The sequence below is a fragment of the Rhizobium sp. Leaf371 genome, assembly GCF_001424045.1.
Lineage (GTDB): Bacteria > Pseudomonadota > Alphaproteobacteria > Rhizobiales > Rhizobiaceae > Ferranicluibacter.
Window position 1 is genome coordinate 80,044 of sequence record NZ_LMQB01000028.1, and the last position, 23,648, is coordinate 103,691.

Annotated in this window: 18 protein-coding genes; 8 read left to right on the forward strand and 10 right to left on the reverse strand. The window is 63.8% G+C overall.

Going from position 1 to position 23,648, the window contains the following annotated elements; translation table 11 throughout:
* Positions 1 to 33 precede the first annotated feature (33 nt).
* The 8 genes from ASG39_RS20475 to ASG39_RS20510 all read right to left on the reverse strand — a co-directional run bounded on the left by ASG39_RS20475 (position 34) and on the right by ASG39_RS20510 (position 9,268).
* Positions 34 to 894, reverse strand: a complete 861-nt coding sequence (locus ASG39_RS20475; protein WP_062596811.1) for a DUF296 domain-containing protein — start codon at positions 892 to 894, stop codon at positions 34 to 36.
* 2 nt (positions 895 to 896) lie between these two features.
* Complete coding sequence (locus tag ASG39_RS20480; RefSeq protein ID WP_062596812.1) at positions 897 to 1,655, reverse strand: SDR family oxidoreductase; 759 nt, start codon at positions 1,653 to 1,655, stop codon at positions 897 to 899.
* Positions 1,652 to 3,313 (reverse strand): acyl-CoA synthetase, encoded by a 1,662-nt coding sequence (locus tag ASG39_RS20485; protein WP_062596813.1) that lies wholly within the window; start codon positions 3,311 to 3,313, stop codon positions 1,652 to 1,654. Before ASG39_RS20485 ends, ASG39_RS20480 begins: the two co-directional genes overlap by 4 nt.
* Positions 3,310 to 4,479, reverse strand: coding sequence for an acetyl-CoA acetyltransferase (locus ASG39_RS20490; RefSeq protein ID WP_062596814.1), 1,170 nt, complete (start codon positions 4,477 to 4,479; stop codon positions 3,310 to 3,312). Before ASG39_RS20490 ends, ASG39_RS20485 begins: the two co-directional genes overlap by 4 nt.
* On the reverse strand, positions 4,476 to 5,342 hold the full coding sequence (locus tag ASG39_RS20495; protein ID WP_062596815.1) for an IclR family transcriptional regulator: 867 nt from the start codon (positions 5,340 to 5,342) through the stop codon (positions 4,476 to 4,478). The genes ASG39_RS20490 and ASG39_RS20495 overlap by 4 nt, the downstream gene beginning before the upstream one ends.
* Positions 5,343 to 5,345: 3 nt before the next feature.
* On the reverse strand, positions 5,346 to 6,212 hold the full coding sequence (locus tag ASG39_RS20500) for an SDR family oxidoreductase (RefSeq protein ID WP_062596816.1): 867 nt from the start codon (positions 6,210 to 6,212) through the stop codon (positions 5,346 to 5,348).
* Between the two features lie 135 nt (positions 6,213 to 6,347).
* Positions 6,348 to 7,358 carry a TRAP transporter substrate-binding protein gene (locus ASG39_RS20505; protein ID WP_062597046.1) on the reverse strand — a complete coding sequence of 337 codons (1,011 nt, stop codon included), beginning with the start codon at positions 7,356 to 7,358 and terminating at the stop codon, positions 6,348 to 6,350.
* Between the two features lie 41 nt (positions 7,359 to 7,399).
* Positions 7,400 to 9,268: a TRAP transporter large permease subunit gene (locus tag ASG39_RS20510; RefSeq protein ID WP_062596817.1), complete on the reverse strand. Its 1,869-nt coding sequence runs from the start codon at positions 9,266 to 9,268 to the stop codon at positions 7,400 to 7,402.
* A gap of 1,137 nt (positions 9,269 to 10,405) precedes the next feature.
* On the opposite strand from ASG39_RS20510, the gene ASG39_RS20515 reads away from it, so the two are divergent.
* The 3 genes from ASG39_RS20515 (at position 10,406) to ASG39_RS20525 (ending at position 15,058) form a co-directional block, all read left to right on the forward strand.
* Positions 10,406 to 12,544 carry an acyltransferase family protein gene (locus ASG39_RS20515; RefSeq protein ID WP_277995977.1) on the forward strand — a complete coding sequence of 713 codons (2,139 nt, stop codon included), beginning with the start codon at positions 10,406 to 10,408 and terminating at the stop codon, positions 12,542 to 12,544.
* Complete coding sequence (locus ASG39_RS20520; RefSeq protein WP_062596818.1) at positions 12,541 to 14,133, forward strand: GMC family oxidoreductase; 1,593 nt, start codon at positions 12,541 to 12,543, stop codon at positions 14,131 to 14,133. The genes ASG39_RS20515 and ASG39_RS20520 overlap by 4 nt, the downstream gene beginning before the upstream one ends.
* Positions 14,134 to 14,245: 112 nt before the next feature.
* The gene (locus ASG39_RS20525; RefSeq protein WP_062596819.1) at positions 14,246 to 15,058 is read left to right on the forward strand and encodes an SDR family oxidoreductase; all 813 of its coding nucleotides are present in this window, start codon (positions 14,246 to 14,248) and stop codon (positions 15,056 to 15,058) included.
* Between the two features lie 77 nt (positions 15,059 to 15,135).
* Here ASG39_RS20525 and ASG39_RS20530 read toward each other — a convergent pair whose 3' ends face one another.
* Positions 15,136 to 16,407: a glycosyltransferase gene (locus ASG39_RS20530; RefSeq protein ID WP_162242464.1), complete on the reverse strand. Its 1,272-nt coding sequence runs from the start codon at positions 16,405 to 16,407 to the stop codon at positions 15,136 to 15,138.
* Between the two features lie 202 nt (positions 16,408 to 16,609).
* Here ASG39_RS20530 and ASG39_RS20535 point away from each other — a divergent pair, with 202 nt between their 5' ends.
* The 5 genes from ASG39_RS20535 (at position 16,610) to ASG39_RS20555 (ending at position 22,195) form a co-directional block, all read left to right on the forward strand.
* Positions 16,610 to 17,863 carry a polysaccharide biosynthesis/export family protein gene (locus ASG39_RS20535; protein WP_062596821.1) on the forward strand — a complete coding sequence of 418 codons (1,254 nt, stop codon included), beginning with the start codon at positions 16,610 to 16,612 and terminating at the stop codon, positions 17,861 to 17,863.
* 66 nt (positions 17,864 to 17,929) lie between these two features.
* Positions 17,930 to 19,381 carry a hypothetical protein gene (locus tag ASG39_RS20540; RefSeq protein WP_156468223.1) on the forward strand — a complete coding sequence of 484 codons (1,452 nt, stop codon included), beginning with the start codon at positions 17,930 to 17,932 and terminating at the stop codon, positions 19,379 to 19,381.
* A gap of 76 nt (positions 19,382 to 19,457) precedes the next feature.
* Positions 19,458 to 20,258, forward strand: coding sequence for a hypothetical protein (locus ASG39_RS20545; RefSeq protein ID WP_062596823.1), 801 nt, complete (start codon positions 19,458 to 19,460; stop codon positions 20,256 to 20,258).
* A 72-nt stretch (positions 20,259 to 20,330) separates the two neighbouring features.
* A complete protein-coding gene (locus tag ASG39_RS20550) occupies positions 20,331 to 21,194 on the forward strand; it encodes an AAA family ATPase (protein ID WP_062596824.1) in 864 nt (287 codons plus the stop codon).
* Between the two features lie 14 nt (positions 21,195 to 21,208).
* Positions 21,209 to 22,195 (forward strand): glycosyltransferase family 2 protein, encoded by a 987-nt coding sequence (locus tag ASG39_RS20555; protein ID WP_062596825.1) that lies wholly within the window; start codon positions 21,209 to 21,211, stop codon positions 22,193 to 22,195.
* A gap of 25 nt (positions 22,196 to 22,220) precedes the next feature.
* Here ASG39_RS20555 and ASG39_RS20560 read toward each other — a convergent pair whose 3' ends face one another.
* Positions 22,221 to 23,477, reverse strand: a complete 1,257-nt coding sequence (locus ASG39_RS20560) for a glycosyltransferase (RefSeq protein WP_082477398.1) — start codon at positions 23,475 to 23,477, stop codon at positions 22,221 to 22,223.
* Positions 23,478 to 23,648: the final 171 nt, after the last annotated feature.

Here is a 23,648-nt window from a genome sequence, read left to right on the forward strand (position 1 = left end):
AGCCTCATTGCGCCGAAAGCCAAAGGCCCTTGATCAGTCGTCCTCTTCGACGATCAGAAGTTCGAAGGTGATGCAGACAGGGTCCGCCCCCTCGACGATCACGCCTTCGAAGATCCGGCGGTCGGGATCGACGATCACGAGATCGAGCGCGACGCGCGCATCTCCCGCGGCATCCGGTGCAAGCCATCCCGATCGGATCAAGAGTTCGGACGCGGCTGCCGTCATCGTCTCTCCTGATTGGAAAGTGCAGCCGATCAGGCTGCCGATGCCATGGAGGGACGCCCGGACGATGCCATGGCTCGCGGCGATCGCTTCGATGGCGCGGTGCAGCGGCTCGTTCGGCTTCAGGCGGCAAAGCACGGCGCGCCGTGGCGCGATCGTCGGCGCTTCCGCATGGGGAAGGGGGGTGAACAGGCGGAACCGCGTTTCGCTGTCGTCCAACTGGTCCATGATCGCGCCGGAAATGCCCCAGACCGTGGCGTCCACGGGTTCCGCGAACTGCGCGTCGTTCGGCATCAGGTGTCCTGCCCCGCGATACCCGTCGGCGTGCTGCCAGACCCCATGGCAGTGGAGAAACGGCTGGCCGTCCCGTTGCCCGAAGACAATGGTCAGCCTCTCGATCTCCGCCCGACCGGACGGCGCGTGGGTGTCGCTGTACCAGGCGGCGTGCAGGCCATCGGCCGGTATGATCGGCGTCACGTAGACGAGCGGCAGGAAGGCGCCCTGCGTCACTTCGATGACGGCGCTCTGGAAGCCCTTGGCCGCAAGGGCCTCATCGATCGCCGCGAGAACGCTTGTTCCGGGCTGGAACGTCAGCTGTATCGGCTCCGCATGGCAGCCGAGCGAAAGCGTGCGCGGCGTGAAAGCCGTGCCCGGTTGGTGATTGTGTCGCATCGTCATCCCTTCACGGCCAGTCCGGCGGTCGAAAATCCACCATCGACGGCAAGAACCTGTCCATTGACGTAAGTTGCATCATCCGAAATCAGGAAGGCGACGGCGGTCGCGATCTCGCGGGACGTGCCGTATCGCTGCTGGGGAATGCGCGCATGCCATTGCGCACGCACATCGCTCGTATGAATGGCGCGCGCCAGCGGCGTATCGATCGCGCCCGGGGCAATCGCATTGACGCGGATGCCGCTTGGGCCCAGTTCGGTCGAAAGGATGTGGGTGAGAACGTTCACCGCGCCTTTCGATGCACCATAGGCCGAGCGTCCGCGGCTGCCGAGAATGCCGGAGACGGACGAGATGTTGACGATGGCGCCGGGAATGGATGCCTTCTGCCAGTAGCGCGCGGCTTCGCGGCAGACGAGAAACGTGCCCGTCAGGTTGATGTCGATGATGCGCCGGAAATCATCGAGACCGGTGTCCACGGCCAGTCGGTCCATCGCGATACCGGCCGAGTTGACGACGGCCCGCATCGGCACCTGGGCGCAAGCCGTTTCGACCGCGGCCGTAATGGCCTCCTCGTCGGTCACGCTGCACGCAATCAATTGCTCGGGCTCGAGCGACAGCAGCCGGCAGGCGTTTGCCAGTGCCTCCGTGTCCCGGTCGATCAGATAGATCTTCCAGCCGCGTTCGCTGAGGAGCCCGGCAATGTCGAGACCGATGCCCGAGGCGCCGCCTGTGATGAGGACGGAACGATCGGACGCGGTCATCGTGCAACACCCTGATTGGAGGCTGATTGGGGAGCAGGCTTTGGAGCCGGCTCGACAGGGAGTTCGCCGCGTTGTACCAATTGCTCGCGAATGGTCTTCTTGGTGATCTTGCCATAGGCCGATTTCGGCATTTCGCTCCAGAACACCACCTTCTTCGGCATCTTGTAGCGGGCGACCTTACCGTCGAGCCAGGTCTTCACCTCCGCTTCGGTGACGACGGCACCATTGCGGGTCACGCAGACCGCGATGCCCACTTCGCCCCAGATCGGATCGGGAACGCCGACGATGGCAACCTCGTTGAGGTCGGGGTGCATCAACAGCTTCTCCTCGATCTCGCGCGGATAGACGTTCGATCCGCCGGAGATGTACATGTCGGAGGCGCGCCCCGTGATGTAGAGAAAGCCTTGCGCATCGACATGACCCAGGTCGCCGGTGCGGAACCAGCCGTTCCGGAACGCTTTTTCGTTGGCTTCCGGGTTGCGATAGTATCCGGCAAAGACCGCCGGGCCGATCACGCAGATTTCTCCGGTCGCGCCCTGTTCCACCTCGTCGCCGCGATCGTTCTGGATCTGGATCTGCATGCCCGTGCGTTCGAAGCCGCAGGTGCCGATCCGCGCTTCCGTGTCCTCCAGGCTGTGATAGGCCGGGGGCAACACGGTGATCGCGCCGGTGACTTCGCCGAGTCCGAAATACTGCACCATGACGGCACCGAGCTTCTGCAACGCCTTTTTCTGGTCGGCTCGATACATCGGCGCGCCGGCATAGATGACGTAGCGCAGCGAGGAATGGTCGTGCTGATCGACCGACGGGTCCTCGACGAGCATTTTTACGATCGTGGGAACCGTGAAAAGATTGCTGACCTTCCACGTTTCCACCAGTCCCCAGAACTGGGGGATGTCGAGCTTGTCGGACGGCAGCAGAATGGTCGTCGCGCCCCGTGCGACCTGGCAGAGCTGGTGGACGCCCGCGCCGTGCGACAGCGGCGCCACCACGATGGAGCGATCCTCCTGCGTCGTGCCGGGAAACAGATCGCCATTGTGGTTGTTGACGACGAAGGTCATCTGCCCATGGGTCAGCACTGCCGCCTTGGGGCGCCCCGTCGTGCCGGAGGTATAGAAGTACCAGCACGGGTCGTCGCGATAGATCGGCGGGCCCGCGATCTTGTCGCCGCGATGGCGCTCGACCACGGCATCGTAGTCCTCGCCGAAGCCGGCCGGGCCGATGGAGATGACAGATCGGATGTCGGGGCTCGCCTTCCGGCAGGCCTCCACATGGTCGGGAAAGGCCGACTGGCAGATCATCAGGCAGGCATTGCTCGATTGCGCGAGATAGGCCACGTCCTCCGGGGTCTGCCGGTAGTTCGTCGGCACCCAGACGGCGCCGGTGCGGAACACCGCAAACATCGACTCGAACAGCTGCAGGCAATTGGCGGACTGGACGAGAACGCGGTCGCCTTTCTGCACGCCGAATTCCGAGACGAGCGCATGCGCCATGGCGTCCACGCGGGCCTCGATCTCGCTCCAGCTCCACGCCCGCGCACCCTGCACCAGAGCGATCTCGGCGGGATACCGCCGCGCTGCCTGCGTCAGGAAATGGGAGAGGTTCATCACGCGCGTCGTCTGCGGGGCGATCCCGCCGGCGGGGTCGGTTCGGGTCATCGTGCGCGCTCCAGAATGGACACGTAATTGGCCACGGCTGCGCCGCCCATGTTGAATAGTCCGGCAAGTTTTGCGTCGGGGATCTGCATGTCCCCGGCTTCGCCCATCAGCTGCATGGCCGAGAGCACATGCATGGAGACGCCGGTCGCGCCGACCGGGTGCCCCTTGGCCTTCAGTCCGCCCGAGGGATTGACGGGAAGGCGACCGCTTTTCGTCGTCGTGCCGTCCCGGACAACCCGATAGCCTTCTCCCGGTGCGGCAAGGCCCATCGCCTCGTATTCGATCAGCTCGGCGATGGTGAAGCAGTCATGGGTTTCGACGAAGGAGAGATCGTCGAGCGTCACGCCTGCGGCTGGGAGTGCAGCCGCCCAGGCGCGGCGAGCACCGTCGAACGCCAGGATATCGCGGCGGCTGAGCGCCATGACGTCATTGACCTGGACGCGTGCGCGGAAGGCGATGGCCCGCTGCAGCGTGGCGGCCGTCTCGGCATCGGCGAGAACCAGCGCCGCCGCGCCGTCCGACACCATCGAGCAGTCCGTCCGGCGAAGCGGGCCGGCGACCAGCGGGTTCTTGTCGGAAACCGTGTTGCAGAATTCGAAGCCGAAATCGCGGCGCATGTGGGCGTACGGGTTCAGGGCGCCGTTGGCGTGGTTCTTGGCGGCGATCATCGCCAGTTCCTCGGACCGGTCTCCGTAACGCTGAAAATAGCTTTGGGCGATCCCGCCGAACACGCCGGCAAAACCGCCTTCGACGTCGGACTCCTCCTTGCGGTAGCAGGCGCCGAGAAGAATGTCGCCGACCGCAGCGGTCGGCAGAGCGGTCATCTTTTCCGCCCCGACGACGAGGGTGATCCGTCCGCGTCCGGCTTCGATGAAGTCCATCGCGGCGTAAACGGCCGCCGACCCGGTGGAGCAGGCATTCTCGAGACGAACGGAGGGAACGTTCGCAAGCGCTGTGTCGGTCATGCCGACAAGTGCCGCCTCGAAACCCTGGCGCGAGAAGCCGCCATTCATGACGCCGACGAAGATGCCGTCGACATCCCCGGTCTCGACGCCCGCATGAGCGAGCGCCGGTCCGATCACCGCCTCCATCAGCGCTTCGGTATCGGGATGCTCTGTCTTGCCGAACGGACTGTGGGACCAGCCCACGATCTGAGCCTTCGTCATGGGGAGGATCTCCTTTTCATGGCTTTCGGGGTGGATGCTTTTGCGTGCGTGGCCGGCTGCAGCCTGGTCTGTCTGCCGAACTGGTCGGCCAGAATGGCCTCGATCTGAGCGGCCTCGTCTTTCAGGAGCAGCCCCAGTTCCTTCTGGCGCGGAGGCTGCATGCGGCTGTCGATGGCGGCGACGCTCAGCGCACCGGCCACCGTGCCGTCGGGATTGCGTATCGCGACGCCGATCCCCCAGGAATTTGCGAGCACCAGTCCCGGATTGACCGAGTAGCCGAGCTGTCGTGCGAGCGCGACCTGGCGGCGAAGTTCGTCCGGGGTCAGCGTCGGATAGTCTTTCTCCAGCACGGCGGCATTCTTCGCCATCATGCTTTCGACCTCGGCATCGGGCAGGGCCGCCAACATGGCGAGAGACCCGGCGCCGGCGCCCAGCGGATGCTCGTAGCCCGTCTGGAGCGCGTGCGTGCGAATGGGAAACGTGCCTTCCTCGCGGTGAAGACAGACGGAAACGGCGTCTCTGCGGACCGACACGAAGGTCGAGTCGCAGGTCTTGAGCGCGATCCGATGGATGCTCGGCATGGACATGCGCAGCAGCCCGTAGCGCGGCGATGCGAGCATGCCGAGAATATAGGCTTCCTGGCCGATGAAATACCGGCGACCGTCGGCATCCTGATCGACGAGACCGGAGCGGATCAGCGCCAGAAGCAGGCGCCGCGCCGTCGGCTTGTTGATGCCGCTCTGCTCAACGATTTCGCTGAGCGCCATGCCCCGCTCGCCCTGCCGCCCGACCAGCGACAGGAGTTTGAGGGCGCGATCGACGCTCTGGGAACCGGTCAGATCCTTGTCCACCGCGATGTCCATGGTTCAGCGCGCCTCCGTGGCGGAGGACATCACGGTGCAGCTTTGACCGCCATCGACCGGCAGGCAGACGCCGGTGATGAACTTGGCTTCGTCGGACGCCAGGAACAGCGCGGCATAGGCGATATCGAAGGCATCCCCCATCCGCCCGCCCGGTATCGCCGCGTTGCGCGCAGCGACCATCTCTTCCCGCGACGCATATTGCGACGAGATCTGCCGGTAGATCAGCGGCGTGTCGATCATGCCGGGGATGACGCAATTGGCGCGGATGCCCTGACGGGCATATTGCATGGCGATCGCGACGGTCGCCTGGTTGACGGCGGCTTTCGTGGCGTAATAGGCGAAATAGGGATAGCCGACCCACCGGATACCGGCGAGCGACGAGATGTTGATGACGCACCCGCCGCCTGCCTCGATCATATGGGGAATGACGACCTTGGCGGTGCGGTAGACGGATCCGAGATTGAGATCGATCGACTGCTGGAACTGCTCCTCGGTCAGTTCGACCGGGCCTGCCATATGGGTCACGCCCACATTGTTGTGCAGCACGGAAATCGTGCCGAAGGCCGCGATGACCTTGGCAACGGAAGCCTCGACCGAGGCCAGCTGCGTGACATCGGCCTCGACGGCAATCGCACTGCCGCCCTCGCTTGCGATGATCCCGGCAGTCTCTTCGGCCGCCGCGACGTTCCGGTCCACGCAGGCGACCTTCGCGCCTTCGCGAGCGTAGACCACGGCCGCTGCCTTGCCGTTGCCCCAGCCGGGGCCATCGGAGCCCGCACCGAAGACGAGGGCCGTTTTTCCAGCGAGGCGAAGCCTTGCGCCATTCCGATGGTCGCTCTGGCTGGCGGTCTGGTTGGTCTCTTCGATCATGGGCTGAGAACCTCGGGGCAATAGCATCCGCACCTGACGCCTCGGCAACCCAAGGCGCCCGGGAAAGCGGGCAGAGAGATGAGACGCGGAGGGCCGCCGCCCCTGAGAGCGGGCGGCCGCCTTGGTATGGAAAGGTTAGGTCAGGCTAACGCCGACGGCTTTCTCGAGGATCGCCCAGGCTTCGTCGCCGAACTTGCCCTTCCACTCTTCATAGAAGCCGGCCTGGCGCAGCGTGTCGCGGAAGGCCGTCTTGTCGGGATCGGTGAAGGTCATGCCGCTCTTGGTCAGTTCTTCACGGACCGTGTCGTTCACCTTGGCCACATCCGTGCGCTGCGATAGGGCGCTGGTGTTCAGGTGCTTCGCCGTAATTTCGCGAAGATCGTCCGGGAGCTTTTCCCAGGCCTTCTTGTTGGCCAGCATCCAGAAACCATCCCACATATGGTTGGTCATCGCGCAGTTCTTCTGGACTTCGTAGAGCTTGGCGGTGGAGGCGATGGCGAGGGGATTCTCCTGCCCGTCGACGATCCCGGTGCTCAGCGCCGTGTAGACTTCGGCAAAGTTGATGGTGGTCGGCGCGGCGCCGAAGGCGGAGAACATCGACTGCCAGAGCTTGCTCGGGGGGACGCGGATCTTGAAGCCCTTCAGGTCCTCCGGCGTGTTGATGGCGAGGTTCGAGCTGGTGATCTGGCGGAAGCCGTTGTCCCAGATCTTTTCCATGGGCACGAGGCCCTTCTTTTCGATCTCGGCACGCGCATAGGCGCCAAGCTCGCCGTCCATGGCCTTCCAGACGGTGGCGTAATCGGGAAACGCAAAGCCGATGCCGCTGATCGCGGCCTGGGGAACCAGTGTCGACAGAATGAGCGGCGACAGGGAGAAGAACTCCGTCGCGCCGTTGCGCACCTGCGACAGCGTCTCCGTATCGTTGCCGAGCTGGCTGCTCGGGAAGATATTGATCTTCATGCGCCCGCCGGAGTCCTCCAGAATTCCGGCAGCGGCCTCCGCCAGGCGGATGTTGAGCGGATGCGTGAGCGGAAGGTTGTTGGCCAGCTTGTAGGTGAAGTCGGCGGCGTGAACCCTCGTGTGAAACGCTGCACACAGTGCAAGCGTCCCGGTGCCCAGCAACATTGTCCTGCGGGTGGTTGTCATCGTCATTCTCTCCTCTTGATGTTCGATGATCGTTTCGTGTTTTAAAGCAAAGCCAGCGAGAAATACGGCACCGCGGCGATGAGCAGCAGGCCGGCGAACATCGCACCGATATAGGGCCAGATCGCGCCCATCGCCTCATCGGGCGAGACGTTGCCGATCTTGCAGGCGATGTAGAAGCCGACGCCGATCGGCGGCGCCATGAGACCGATGTTCATGGCGGTGACGATGACCATGGCGTAGTGGATGTCGTGGATGCCGGCGGCACGCGCGATCGGAAACATGATCGGTGCCAGAAGGACGATGGCGGGAAGCCCTTCGAGCACGCAGCCGAGCAGCATGAAGACGGCGATCGACACCAGCATGAAGGTGAACCAGCCGCCGGGCAGGGCGCGCAGCATCTCGCTCAGTTCGAAGGCGAAGCCGGTCTGGGTCAGCGCCCAGGCCATGGCGGCGGCCGTGCCGAGAATGAGCAGAATGGCGCCGCTCATCGCCGCCGTTTCCACGAGCATCTTGTAGCAGCGCCGGGCGCTGATGCCGCCATAGAGGATGGCGCCGATGATGAAGGCATAGACGACGGCGATGGTGGAAACCTCGGTCGCCGTCGCCGCGCCGCTCGCCACCGCGCTGCGGATCAGGAACGGCAGGACCAGCGCAGGCGCGGCCACCAGCGCCGCCGTGCCGACCCGCTTCATTGACGGGCGCGTCACGCCATCGACGTTCTCATGCCGACCCTTGATGCGGGCAAGGATGGCCAAAGCCAGCAAAAGGACCATGGCGATGGCAAAGCCGCTGGTGAAAAGCCCCGCGATGGACACGCCGGCCACCGATCCGAGCACGATCAGCACGATGCTGGGCGGCACCGTATCCGCCATGGCCGCACCGGTCGCCAGAAGCGCGATCATCTCCTTCGGCTTGTGGCCGCGCCGTTTCATCTCCGGGAACAGCGCCGGTGCCACCGTCGCCATGTCGGAGACCTTGGAGCCGGAAATGCCGGACACCAGGAACAGCGATCCCAACAGCACGTAGGACATGCCGGCCTTGACGTGGCCGAGCATGGACGCAAGGAAATCCACGATCGCCTTTCCCATGCCTGTCGCATCGAGAATGCAGCCGAGCAGCACGAAAACCGGAACCGACAACAGGATGAGGCTCGACATGCCCTCGTCCATCCGACCAATCAGAACCTCGAGCGGCATGGACGTGGTGAAGTTCAGGAACAGAAGCGTGGCGATGCCGAAACAGAAGGCGATCGGGATGCCCATGGCAAGGCAGATCATGCCGCCGAAGACGAGAAAGATGAAGATGTTGACGTTGCCGAGCTCCTCAAGGGTCGGTGACAGAAACCAGAGCGTGCCGAGAATCGCCGCAACGATCAACGCGGACGCCACGACATCGACCCGTCTGGAACTCCGGATCAAGTCCGCAACGGCCAGAAGCGCCATCAGCAGCATGCCGCAGGCAATGGCCGAGGCACGATAGCCGGCGGGAACATCGAGGGCCGAGGTGGTGATATCCATCTCGCCGAGCGCATAGGCGTAGGCAGCCGGCAGGAGTGCGACGAGAAAGCCGAGAACGGCCATCATGCCGAATGTCTCGACGAACCGGCGCGCACGGGGAGGCAGGAGATTGAGGCCGACGGTCAGGCGCAGATGCTCGCTGCGGTCGATGGCAATGGCGGCACCCAGCATGACCAGCCACAGAAAGGCGGTCGAGGCGGCTTCATCGATCCAGACTATCGGGCGCGAGAGGCCATAGCGGAAGAAGACGCTCGCCAGGAGCATGATGATGATCGCCATGAGCAGGACGGCGGCGATGGCTTCGACCGGTCGCATCAACGGCGAACCCCGACGCACGTCCAGTGTCTCCGCGAGCACCGAATACTCAGGAACGTCCTCGGTCAAAACCGTCATGTCTCGCTCTCCTCCCCTGCAGTCTAGATCGTCAATTGCCCGACCCCGTCGGGTCACGCCAATGCACTGTCCTTCGGACGATCACGCCTCCTCTGTCCGAAATGCCGATAGCCCTCCAAGCCATCATAAGCATCCCGTTCCACGCTGGATATCGTGTCCAGAGCGGTCCATTTTATTAGCCAAGCGCTGGATAAGCCGCAAACATAATATTCAAGCCAATGAAAAAACATGATTTTTCCTTATTTCATCGGTCCATATTATAGACCATATGATCCGAGGTGAAGAAACGCGTCGCTGGGTGTCGTCCAGACGCACGGTCTCATTGGCGTATTCCACAAGGGACTTTGGGGAAGGCCGCTCGTCGGACGCAATGCTGCAATGCAAAATGAGATGTGTCGGGATTGGGCAGCCAGTGTATTGTTGGAAGAACCCAAACAAGGATCCTTGTCATGACGCTGGCGAAGACGAAAAACGGCTCTGTATCTTTCCGCAAGGTCTGGGACGCAATCGTTCGCGCCCGTTCGACCGAAGCCTCGCGCCTCCTCCTGCAGGCAAACGAGCGTCGTCGCTAAGACCGACGAGCGCGACAACGGGTCTCCGATCCACGACCCTGCGATCGGTCAGCAGGAACGCTGCATCCTGGACCTGATGATGGGGCCCTGGCGGCTTTTCGCCTCGCAGTCTCGCTTTGCGAGATCGCAACGGGCGACGCGAAGCGTGTGGGCGACGCCCTCATCGGGAACCGCCCTGCGGCAACGGCCGCGATATCCCTTTTACAGTCCGTTTCGGATCGAGCTTAAACAAGAGCCTCGACCTTCACGACGTCGATCCGCCCCTGCCTTCATGGCATGAGGGCAGCGATGGATTTCCCGACATCGGCCAAGAGCCTGTCGAAATTCGGCGTGGCAATCGTCTCCTGCCCAGACAATGCGCTCCGTCACCGGACTATCCGAAAGAGGTAGGCGTTCCACCATTGGAGGATAGGTCCTCCCATTTTGGCACGCGCCTGACGCATTGACAGAAAAACCGCGGCCGTTGCTTCATGCCCGAAGGTTGGCGCCGGGACGGAGCCGTGCGACGACGCGAAATCTAGGCGACATTCCATTGACAGACGCGCCCTTCACCTACAGGCATTTTTTGCGTAGCCTGGGATCATCCCCCGTCCAAGGCGTCCACACCCGTGACAGCGGTCGAGACCATGCAGGCTATCGGGCGGAGATCGATGGCGTTCGCGCTTTGGCCGTCCTCGCCGTGGTTTTCTACCACTTCTCGATTCCCGGATTCGAGGGCGGGTTCGTCGGCGTCGATATCTTCTTCGTCATATCGGGATATCTGATCGGCGGCATTCTGTGGCGGGAGATGACGCAGACCGGCACACTGGCGCTCGGTGCGTTCTACACACGCCGCATCCGGCGCCTCGCGCCGGCCTTCGTGGTCGTCATGGCGACGACGATGGCTGTCGGCTACGTCGTGCTGCTGCCGTTCGAATTCCGCGACCTCGGCAAGTCGCTCGTGTCGTCGGTCCTCTATCTCTCCAACGTGAATTTCTTCCGCGCGGCAGGCTATTTCGACGGCGCGGCGGACCAGAAGATCCTGCTTCACACCTGGTCGCTTTCGCTGGAAGAGCAGTTCTATCTGCTGATCCCTGTCTTGATGTTCCTCATGCGTCGTCATCTCCACGCGCTGAAATGGGCGCTGGTCGCAATCTTTGCCGCGTCGCTGGTCGCCTGCATCCTCGTCACGCCGATCTCCAGCACGGCAGCCTTCTACCTGTTTCCGTTCCGTGCCTGGCAGATGCTTGCCGGGGTGCTGCTGGCCATTGCGCTCTACCAGCGTGAGGCCCAAGGGCTGCACACAAAAGGGCCGAATACGTGGGGGCTGGGCACGGCGCGCGCCCTGCCGGCCGTTTCCTGGCTCGGCCTTGCGATGCTTGTCGCCTCCATCGTGTTCCTGCGGCCGGGTCCGGCCTTTCCGGGTGCCCTGGCGCTGATCCCCACGGTCGGAACGCTGCTCGTCCTGGCCAATGGCACGCGCGACAACGCGGTCAACCGATGCCTCTCCGCGCCGGTCTGCGTTTTCCTCGGTGCCATTTCCTATCCGCTTTATCTCTGGCATTGGCCGGTCCTCACGCTGGCGCGCTACGCCAATGGTGGACGCGCCGAGACGCTCACGGAGACGATCGTCTATCTCGCCGCGTCCCTCCTGCTGGCCACCGCGACCTATCTCTGGATCGAGCGACCCTTCCGGCGCCGGGGCGCACCATCGGGCGGACGCGTGCTCACCGGGGCCGCCTTTGCGTCCGTCGTGCTGCTTGTCGCAGGGGGCACGGCCTATCGTCTCGACGGTATGCCCGACCGCTTCGATGCCTCGGCGCGCATCCATATCGACGCCTCGGCCGATTTCATCCAGGACTGGAGCCGTTGCAGCGTTCCGGCGGATGGCCCCTTGCAGGGCGTCTCCGTCTGCCCGATCGGCCCGGATGGGCCGCCGACATTCCTGGTCTGGGGGGATTCCCATGCCCGTGCGCTCAGCCAGGGCCTGTCTCTTCTGGCGGACGAAAGGGGCAAGTCGGGCCTGTTGATCTGGCGCGCAGGCTGTCCGCCTCTGTTCGGTATCGAGAAGGTGGAAAGCGCGACCACGCGGCAGCAGGACCGCGACTGCACCGACGCAAACATCCGCATCCGCCAGGCGATGAGCCAGATGAAGGGGATGACCAGCCTGCTGTTGATCGGTCGGTGGTCCTACTACACCGAGGGCGGCGGCACGGGCATCGATGCGCAGAACACGATCACGTTGAAGCCGGGTGAAACGACGGCAGCGACCGGATCGTCCGACCAGCGGCAGCTCTTTTCGGATGCGCTCGATGCCACGATCGACGAGAGCCGGAAATGGTTCCGGCAGGTCCTGGTTCTTCGCCAGATCCCCGAGATCGCGCGGTATGATTCCCGCGACGTGGCGCGCCGGATGGTTCTTGGCGGTGCGGATGCCGCGGCGCAGGCCGAAGCCCGCATGACGATATCGAGAACCGAGGTCGCAGAGCGTGTCAGCGTATCCGAGAGACCGTTCGAGGCGCTCGCCCGCGAGGGCAAGATCGTGTGGCTCGATCCGGTCGATCGCTTCTGCTCGGTCGCCATCTGCTCGGCGCTTCACGACGGCCGATCGTTCTATTTCGATAACAATCACATCACGAACGAGGCGGCCCGCAGCATCCGTCATCTGTTCGATCCGCTTCTGGAGGAAACCGTGGCGTCTGTTGCGAGGGGGAAGGGGCAATGACGTCTGATGTCGCCGGCAAGATCTGGGATGTGATCGTCATCGGGACGGGGATTGGCGGCGGGACGATCGGCCGCCGGCTTGCGGAAAAGGGATTGTCCGTCCTGTTTCTGGAAAAGGGGCCGATGGGCCCGAGGGCGGAGCAGCAATCGCTGCGCAGCGACGTCGAGGATGCCGCGGCCCGCAATATTCGCGGTTACTGGCCGACGCAGATCAGCGCGCGGATCGATGATCGGGAATCGCTGTTCTTCGGACCGGTCGGCTCCGGTGCCGGCGGCTCCTCGGCTTTCTATGCCGCGACCCTGGAGCGGCCGGAACGGCACGACCTGGAGACGACCGACGGGCGGGCACATCCGACGGGCGGCTGGCCGGTCGGTTTCGACAGTTTCGTGCCGTACTTCTCCGACGCCGAGCGCCTCTATCATGTCTGCGGAACGGACGATCCGCTCTCGCGCGAGGCGGCCTCCGATCTGCGCCAGCCCCCGGCTCTGACCGCGGGCGACCGGACGATGATGGAGAACTTCGAACGGTCGGGCTTGCATCCCTACCAGATCCACATGGCGGTGCGGTTTCTGCCCGGCTGCCAGATGTGCTTCGGTCGCAAATGCCCGCGGGCCTGCAAGATGGACGGCCGCTCGGCCGGCGTCGAACCGGCGCTCGAAACAGGAAATGCCGCGATCCTCGACAATTGCGAGGTCAACGCTCTTCGCGGCAGCGCGTCCGAAATCCAGTATGTCGATGCGGTACGCAACGGCGAGGCGCTTCGTCTGCGGGCCCGACGATATGTCCTCGCGGCGGGTGGCCTCGGCTCTCCGCGCGTCCTGTTGAACTCGAAATCGGCCGACTGGCCGGAGGGATGTGCGAACAGTTCGGGCCTCGTCGGCCGCAACCTGATGTTCCACCTGACGGAGATGATCGCGATCTGGCCCGGCCGGCACGTGTCCTTCGCGGGGCCGAGCCGCGCGCTTGCCATGCGGGATTTCTATTTCGACAAAGGCCGGCGGTTCGGGTCTCTGCAGGCCATGGGCGTGGATGCCGCCTATGGCGAAATCGTCCATTACCTCAAGAATATCTTCGATCGCTCTCCCTTGCGCAATATCAGGCCGCTGCGCGGGATGCTGCGCATTCCGGCATTTCTGGCGGCGCGAGTGTTCGGCAAGGCCAAGGTTTTCGCGGGGATCGTGGAAGACCTGCCCTACACATTCAACCGGGTCCTTCTCGATCCCGTCGATCCCGCGCGCATCCGGTTTACCTACACCGTTACCCCCGAGCTTCAGGAGCGCCGCCGCGCCTTTCGCAAGCTGATCAAACGGAAGCTTCGCGGCAACAGATCGGTTTTCCTCACCTTCCGCCCGGAGCTGAACTTCGCCCATTCCTGCGGAACCCTGCGTTTCGGCGATGACCCGTCGACCAGCATTCTCAACCGCAATTGCCGTGCCCACGACGTGGGGAACCTCTATGTCGTCGATGCCTCGTTCATGCCGACCTCGCTCGGCATCAATCCCAGCCTCACCATCGCCGCCAATGCGTTGCGGGTCGCGGACCGCCTGGCGGAAGACATCGCCGCCACAGAAGCTCTCGTTACGGCATGAGCCTGCGGGAAGGGGAGGGTGGAGTGGATATGAAGCAGAATGAAGGGTGCCGGATGAGGCCGTCTTGTGTCGAGGCAGGAGGCCGGGGCGACCCGGGAGACAGGTCTCGTCGATGCTGAACCTCTATTCCGAACCGACGATCCGGGCTGAAGAGAGGCTCCCGACCGAGATCGCCGTCGTGACCGGCGCCGGGTCGGGCCTCGGCCGCGCCTTGAGCATCGAGCTTGCACGGCGCGGGGTGCTCGTGATCGGCATGGGACGGCGCGGCCAAGCCCTGCAGGAAACCGGGCGGTTCGTGGTTGCGGGACGGTTCGTGCCCGAGATCGTCGATATCCGCGACGATGCGGCCGTCACGCGGGCGTTCGCCGATATCGCCCGCCGGTTCGGCGACGTGACGATCCTGATCAACAATGCCGCCGTCCATGTGCGCCGGGATGTCCTTCAGGAGACCTATGAGAGCTTCATGGATTCCGTTCTGGTCAATCTGGGCGGCGTCGTCTCCTGCACCAATGCGGCGCTCGCCTCGATGATCCGGACGGGCACCGGGCGGATCGTGAATGTCGGAAGCTTTGCCGATCTCAGTCCGCAGCCAGCAAGTGCGGCCTACAGCGTGTCGAAGGGGGCTGCCCGGATTTTTTCGCAGGCGCTGGTGGCCGATCTCTCGGATCGCTTTCCCGATATCGTCATCTCGACATGGATGCCCGGCATTCTCGCAACCGACATGGGCCTGAAAGATGGCCTCGATCCGGCAGCGGCAGCAGCGTGGGGGGCGGAACTGGCCTTGTGGCGCGATCGCTCGCTGAATGGCGCGATCTTCGAGCAGGATCGCGAAGTGCTGGTCTGGCCATCGCTGAAGCGCCGCCTCCTCAACAAACTCCTGATGCGGCCGGCACCGCGCCCTCGCGTGCTCGCCCGTACCGCCTGACCAGCATCCTCCCTTGAGAGTGGACGAGGGGGCGATGGCGTCATTCAAACGCGTTGAAGCCTGCTGGACTCGGCCGCCTACACGGCCTGTTCGGTGTACCCCCGGACGTGCTCCCGGGTCCATTGCTGCCGGCGCGCAAGCCAGATGGGCTGCGTGTTCGCCCGCGCGAACGCAACCGCATTCGATGTCATCTCCGCCAGTCGCTCGCGGTCCTCCGAAAGCGCCGCGATTTCGCCGGCAAGGCTCTGCGCATCCGGCCACGTCGCCAGCGCGACCGCACCGCTCTGTTCGGCGAGACCCGTAAAATAGGCGATGTCGAAAGCGATGATGGGCAGGCCGCGCGCCATGGAATCGAAGGCCGAGCGCGGCGTGTCTTCCCGCAAGGGCGTCGCGATCGATGCATGGCAATCGGCCAGCGCCGCAAACAGCGGTTCGCCATAGGCGACCGATGGCAGCATCGTCACGGCCGTCTGCAGGCCGCCGTCCGCGATCTGCCGGGAGAGCGCTTCGCGGCACGGGCCGTCTCCTATGATCGAAAGGCGTATGTCGAGGCCCCGCGCGCGCAGGATACCGACCGCTTCGATGGCCTTGTCGACACCCTTATAGGGCACAAGCCTGCCGAAATAGGCAAGCTTCAGCGGCGTTCCGGGCTGACGCAGGCTTTCAAGGCGCCTTTGCAACGCGTTATCGGACAGGATGTGCTCGCTGGCGTGAACCGTATCCAGAAAGTTCTTCACATGCGCGCGGCCCTTGCCGAAATCCCTGACCAGTTCGGGGCTTTTCAGAAGAACCAGGTCGCACAGCCGGGGTGCCAGCCACAATTGGGTCCAGCGCATCGGATCGTGAAAGAGGCGATTGGTCAGGTAATTTTTCCGGCTCCAGACGCCGAGCCGCCGCAGGCGCCAGGTGTTCATGCGAAAATCGATATCGACGATGAAGAGAACGGGCTTTCCCATGCTCCACGCCGTGACGTTGACCATGGCCATGAACGGCCGCCAGATGTCGGAGGACATACCCGAATGGACGATGCCGGCATGCCGCAGCGTGGACTTGATTTCCCGCAGCAATCGTGCTGCGTGCCGCGTCCAGAACACGCGCGGCGAGACATTTTCCGGATATGCGGTAATGAAGGAAACCCCCGATGTTCTCTTCATTTCAGAAAGAGACAGTCTATTCCGGGCATAGGCCTCGTCGCTCATGGCCGGGCAGATAACAACGATCTCCGAAAAGCTTTTGTCTATACTCGATATGAGTTCGATCAGATGATGGGAATAGGCGCTTTCGACTGCCCATGTATCTGCATCGATCCGGTAGACCGAACCCTGAAGCGCGATGACATAGGATTTCATCTTGGGATGTACCTGTTCAGGGTGACCGGGCATGGATGTGTCAAGGGCATGTGCCGTCTGCTCGTTCATGGTCTGCCCTTGCTCTTCCGTGCGTTCCGTCTACGCCATTATGCGTTATTTTCAGATGTCGCAGAAGTTCCTACCATGATCCCGGTCCTACACCCTTGGGTGAGGTTTCCAAGGTTCTGATCCGGAGCGCGGCATGCGTTGGCTTTCGACATTCATCGGTCTTCTCTCCCTCTTCGTCGCGACGTCGGTCGTCGCGCAGGAGCCCTATCGCCTTCAGCCCGGCGACACTGTCGAGATCTGGGTGGCCGAAGAGGAAGATCTGCGGCGTACCGCGGTGATCGGCCCTGATGGATCGTTCTCCTTTCCGCTTGCCGGGCACGTGAAGGCCCAGGGCATGACCGTCGAGGAGCTGGAAACCGCCCTGCGCCAAAGGCTGGCCGGCTACTACAAGGATGCCCTCAGCCTCACGGCGATGCTGCAGGCCAACACGGCGGCGCAGCCCACGGTGTTCATCGCGGGCGAGGTCTCCACCCCGGGCGAATATCGTTTCCGCGACGGCATGACAGTTCTTCATGCGGTCAGCCTGGCCGGCGGCCTCTATCGTCAGGCCATCCCGCCTGCGGATCAGGACCGGGCCATTCTGGTCGAACGGGACATCAAGCTTGCCGAAAACCGTCTCGACGAGCTCGGCGTTCTCACGGCGCGCCTGCAGGCCGAGCTCGACGGGAAGACCGTGGTCGTGACCGATCAGGTATCCCTCGACAGCCCGCTCCTGGCGCAGGAGCAGAAAGTTCTCGACGATCGCCATTCCCTGCAGTCCGACCAGGAGGCACGGCAGCAGGAGGCCGTCGCCATGCAGGGACGCATCGCCGCCTCGGCGCGCAGCGAACTCGAAACGGTCCAGCAGCGTGTCGTGCTTGCCCAGAAGCGGCTCGACAGCACGACCGAGCTCGTGGCCAAGGGTGCCGCCCAGGCGGTGCGCCAGTTCGAGCAGGAGAGCGAAGTCGCAACCCTGCGCGGCCTCGTCAGCGAGCTGACCACGGGTCTGCTGACGGCGGAGCAACTGGCAACGACCGAGGTCGCGACATTCGAACGGGAGCAGAAGGAACGCCGCACGCAGCTGCATGCGGAGATCGTCGCCGCCCAGCGGGAACAGTCGGCAACGCGGGCGCGGCTCGCCGACAGCCGCTCGATCCTGTCGATCTATGCCGAGCGGCAGGTCCGCGACGGGCCGGTCGTGCCGCAGCTGGCGCTTTACAGCATCGTCAGGGCAACCGGCGGCGAGATGCGCGAAATCGCCGCGACCGAGATGACGCCGATCCTGGCCAACGACCTTGTCCGCGTCGTCTACAGGCCGGCCTTGAGCGGTTCGCCGGCAGATCCGTCCGTCGCGGAGGCTGACAGGGTCGGGCTCCTCACGCTCGGCGGCGACGAGATCTCGCAATAAGCCGGTATTTCTTCAGACGACAAAAACACTTCATTCATGGGACGGTTCGGGGGCGATAGACGGGTGATGTCGAAACTCATAGTGCGCAATATCCAGTATTATCTCGATCTTCTGCTGTTGAAGCCGATTTACGCGATCGTCCCCGCCGTGATCGCGGCGTTCCTCGGCATCGTCATCGTCTTCACGATGGATCGGGCCTATTACGCCGAGGGCCTGATCGTCATGGAGGTCCAGCAGACGCCCACGGCCCTGTTGTCGCCCACGGTCTCCAACGAGCGGCTGCAATTCATCGAACAACGGGTGCTCGCGCGCGAAAATCTCCTTTCGCTGGCCAAGCGCTTCGATCTCTTTCCCCAGGTTCGCGACACCATCACCGACACCGAACTTGCCGACCTGATCCGCAAGCAGATCACATTCGCCAGCACCATGTCGGACCCTTCGACGCAATTCGCCAGCAATACGTCGGCCAGGATCGGCTTCAAGTACAGCGATCCGGACGTCGCGGCGGCCGTTGCAGAGGCACTCGTGCGCATGGTCATCGATGACGGCAAGCGCATCCGCGTCGGGCGTGCGTCCGATACGGTCCGCTTCCTCGTCCGGGAAGTCGGCGGCCTGACGGAGCAGTTTCAGGCGCGTGAGCGGGCCTGGGCGCAGTTCGTATCCGACAATAGCGACGCAATGCCCGGCAGGATGCCGACACTGCTCGGTGAGATCCAGGACAAGAAGCGCGAACTGACCGAGCTGGACACGACGATCTCGCGGTCGCGCGACGATCTCAGCCTTCTGGAGGCCCAATTCCGCCTCGGCGTCCGACAGGCCGATGTGACGACGCGTCAGCGTACGCAGATCGCGGCGCTGCGGACGGAGCTGACCGAGCGCCTGCTGACCTATTCGGACAGCCACCCTGTGGTGCGGGGTCTGCGCCAGCGTCTCGACGCGCTGGAGCGGCAGGCCTTGCAGCCGGTGGCGCCGGATGGCGACATCCGGTCGATCGACCGGTCGGGCCTGACGCCCGAACTGGCTTTGACCGCAGATCAGATCGATCTTGCCCGGCCGCGACTGGACGCTCTGCAGGGGCAGCGCCGCACGCTGTCGGATCGTCTTGCCGCATTGGAGGCGACGGCCGCACGCGGTTCCGATGTCGAAACGCGCCTCGGTGCCATACAGGTGGAGCGCGAGGGCCTGCAGCGCAACCTCGACGAGATGAACGCCAAGGTGGATGCCGCGCGGCGCGGCGAACGTATCGAACAGGACGACTCCGCCGTCAACATCCAGATCATCGAGACACCCGAGGTTCCCCGTTACCCGACGGAACCGCGGCGGCTGAAGATGCTTCTGGGCGTTGCCTTTGCGGCGCTCCTCGCCGGTGCAGCCGGTGTCTATGTCGCCGACCTTTTCAGCCCGACCATCCGCGGTGCCTTCGACCTGACCACTGTGCTGGAGGGGCAGACCCTCCTGATGATACCCCGCTGGCCCGACCAGTCCGGACGCCCGGCGGCGGGCGAGGGATACGCCTGACGACCACGCAGAATGGCCCGGAAAGAACAGCGCCGGGCTCGCATGAAAATTTAACAGACAACGCGAGGCGGGACTCATGGACACCATCACCAAGGCGCTGGCACGGACGAAGAGAGCGTCCGATGCGATCGATCTCAACCTGTTCAAGTCGCCGGCGTCCGTCGACGGACGACTGCCTGAGATGCGCGCGCCGATGCCGGACGCGGAGTCCGACTTGCTCTCCCTCCATCGTCTCCGGTCGCAGCATCTCGTCGCCTTCGACAGCGGCGATCCCGTCACGCGTCTCTACGACATGCTGCGCAATCAGCTCGTGAGCCTGGGAATCGGACCGAAAAAACCGGTGGTGGCCGTGGCCGCACCGACCAAGCGTTGCGGCACCACGATCACGGCCGTCAACCTTGCTCTAAGCTTCGCCCGGATGCCGGGCGCCAATGTGCTTCTGATCGATGCGAACGTCGGATCGAACGCGATCGGCCGGCTTATGGGCCTGCGGGCCATTCACGCTCCGGACGGCACCATGGGAGCGCCGGCGGCCGGACTGCGCAGGGTCGGCGTCGGCAGCAGCCATCTCCATATTCTCTCGATACCGGCAGCAGAGCGTCCGAGCGGCGGCGTTGCAACCGAGGAGACGTTTCGCGTCGAGGAAATGATCGACCAGGCGCGGGAGAGACTGCGCCCGAGCGTCGTCATCGTCGATCTGCCGGCGATGCTGACGAACGACGGCAGCGCGGCGCTCGTGCAGCACGCCGATGCCGTCACGCTCGTCCTTGCCACCCGGGAAACGAAACTCTCCGATATCGAGGTCTGCAAGACCTATATCGGTGCCGGCAAGGCGACCATGTTCGTTCTGAACAAATGCGGGAAACACGGCTTCTGATCATCCGCCCCTAACGGCGCATCGGCGCCGGAGACACGATCTTCGAAACGCCTCATGCTGCGGAGCGGTTGAATGTATGAAAGCTACTATGGGCTGAACGAGAAGCCGTTTTCGATCATTCCCGATCCGAAATTTCTCTATTTCAGCCCTTCGCATCTGATGGCTTTTTCGATGCTGGAATACGGGATCATCAATCAGGCCGGGTTCACCGTCATCACCGGCGCCATCGGATCGGGCAAGACGACGCTCGTCAATCATCTCCTGGCAAGCATGCAGGGGGAAGCCCGGATCGGGTTGATATCCCATACGCCCGCCAATTTCGGCAATCTGCTGGAATGGATCCTCATGGCATTCGGACAGCCGTTCGAAGGGGCATCCTATCCGGCACTCTACAAGCGCTTCTGCGATTTCGTGGCGTCGGGCGACAGGCCCGGCAGCCGCGTCGTCCTCGTGATAGACGAGGCGCAGAACCTTCAGATCGACCGGCTGGAGGAACTGCGGATGCTGTCCAACATCAACCGTGACAGGATGATGATGCAGCTCGTCCTCGTCGGACAGCCCGAGTTGCGCGACATGCTGCAGTCCTCGGGCATGGTGCAGTTTGCCCAGCGTGTCTCCTCGGACTTCCATTTGCCGGAACTGGAGTCGAGGGAGGCCAGCAAATACATCAATCACCGGATACGGGTCGCCGGCGGCCGTCCCGAGCTCTTCTCCAATCCGGCCAAGATGATGCTGCATGAGGAAGCGCGCGGTGTTCCCCGCATCATCAACGTTCTGGCCGATCGCTGCCTGGTCTATGCCTATGCCAAATCGGCGAAGGTCGTCAGCTCCAGCATCGTCCGCAAGGTGCTGATCGACCGGCAACGGCACGGGATTGCCGCGCGTATTCCGCGCCTTCCCCTCGCTCCCGCCGCTTACAACCCGATGGAAACGTGAGGAGGCACCCGCCGATGCAGGTCGAGCCCACATTGGCGGTCGTGATCGTGAACTTCCGGACGGCCGATCTTGCGATCGACTGCCTCGCCTCCCTGGCCGTCCCGGGAACCGTTCCCGAAAAGACCCGGATCGTGATCGTCGACGCCGTTTCAGGCGACGGTTCGGCGGAGAAAATCGCCGCTGCGATCGCGGAGCGGGGCTGGGCCGGAAACGTCGATTTCCGCGCGCTCGACGTCAATGGCGGTTTTTCCTACGGCAACAATCGCGCCATCGACCATGCGCTCGAGGCGGGGCGGCCGGACTATGTGCTGCTCCTCAATCCGGATACCGTGGCCCGGCCCGGGTCCATCCGCAGCCTTGTCAGCTTCATGGAACGGCATCCGGCTGCAGGCATCGCCGGAAGCCGGCTGGAGGATCCCGACGGGACGCCCCAGGCCTGCGCCTTCCGGTTTCCGTCTTTGGCAGCGGACTTCGAAAGCGAAGTCCGGTTCGGCCCGGTCACCCGTCTCCTGCGCCGCTGGCAGGTCGCCCCGCCGATGCCCGATACGCCCGCGCGGATCGACTGGGTTTCTGGCGCTTCGATGCTCGTGCGCTACGATGTTTTTGAAGAGATCGGCGGGCTCGATGAGGATTACTTCCTCTATTACGAAGAGGTCGATTTCTGCCTGCGCGCGGCGAAGGCCGGTTGGGAATGCTGGCATGTCCCCGCGAGCCGGGTCGTTCACCTGGTCGGCCAGGCAACCGGCGTCACCCTGCGCGATCGTCGTCCAGCCCGTCGCCCGTCTTACTGGTTCAATTCCCGCAAACGCTACTATCTGAAGCATCACGGTGCGGCCTACCGGTTGATGGCCGACACGGCCTGGGTCGTCGGCCATGTTCTGTGCCGGATGCGGATGTTTCTGGAGGGGAAACGCTCAGGCGGACCGCCGAAACTATTGGGCGATTTCATCCGTCACGCCAGCCCGGTGACGACGATCGATGGTGGCAAGCCCCGGCGCTGATGATGTGCCGGGCGGAGCGGATCTGTCAGACCGCCTGCGCGGTCGCGCCGGCGGGAAGGGGGCGTTTCGCGGGCGACCGTGTCTTCTGCGATATCGCAAACAGCCCCTCGAGCCGTTCCGCCGACACGGCGATGTCGTGGCGTTCCAGCACCCTGCGGCGACCGGCCATGCCCATACGGGCCAGCTCCTGCTCGCTCGCCGTCAGGGCTGTGCGCATGGCATCCGCGAGGCTCTCGACGTCCCCGGCCGGCACAAGCCAGCCAGTCTCCGGCGTCAAAAGTTCGGGAATGCCGGCGACATAGGTCGAGATCGCAGGCCGCATCAGCGCCATGGTCTCCATCAGCACGACGGGGAGGCCTTCGGCAAAACTCGGCAGCACCATCACCCTCGCCCGCGTGATTTCACGGCGGACCTCGTCCTGGGAAAGCCAGCCGGCCAGGATCACGGTCTTTTCGAGCGACAGACGGGTGATCGTGCGTTCCAGCTCATCCTTCAACGGCCCGCCGCCAACGAGGACGAGCTGGAATGCAACGCCCGCATCGCGCAGGCGCGCGGCCGCCTCGACCAGCAGCATCTGCCCCTTCTGTTCGCAGAGCCGGCCGATATTGACGAGGCGAAACTCGGTGGACGGTTCGCTTGCCGGTTCGCGGCGATAATCTTCGTCGATGCCGCAGGGAACGATGTGGATCTTCTGCCAATCCTTTGCCGGAATCCAGCGCATGAGCTGGCTGCGGCCGAACGAGCTGATGGCCACGACGAAGGCGGCCTTTTCGGCCTTTCGCGACAGGCCGAGTTCCTCCGGCCTGTCGAATTCCTCCGGCCCGTGGACCGTGAAACTGAAGGGCGTGCCGCTGATCTCGTGGGCGATGGCTGCAACCGCGGCCGGGTTCGTGCCGAAATGGACGTGAAGATGGGCGATCCCGTCGTCCCGGCACCAGCGCGCCAGAAGGATGGCCTCGCCCAGACAGATCAGGTGCTTCACATAGCCGTTTCGCGCGCTTCGGGCGAGGCGAAGCGCCGATCCGAACGCTGCGACCAGACCTCTGGGATGATAGAACAGTGCCTGAAGGCCCGCGGTCAGGAATGCGACAATGCCCGCCCGGAGAAGATGGCGCGTCAGCCGCGCCTCCGAAAGATCGTCCGCGTCCTTCAACGCAACGGCCGACGGGCGGATCGCATACCGGTCGACCTCATGTCCGCGCGCCTCAAGCGCCGCGATCTCCCGGCGGATGAAGGTATGGCTCGGCGCGGGATACTGGTTGGTGAAATATCCGATGCGCATGGAGACCACGATCCTTGAGACCCGGGACGGGGAGAGCCGGAGAGGGAAGAGACACGTTAAGCGCCCAGTATAGGATCAGCGGCGGTTATCCGACGAACTAGACAAAAGGGGAGGTTGACGTCCGCAGGCTCCATCGAAAGGCGCCGTTTACAAGGCGCGCGGTGCTGCCAT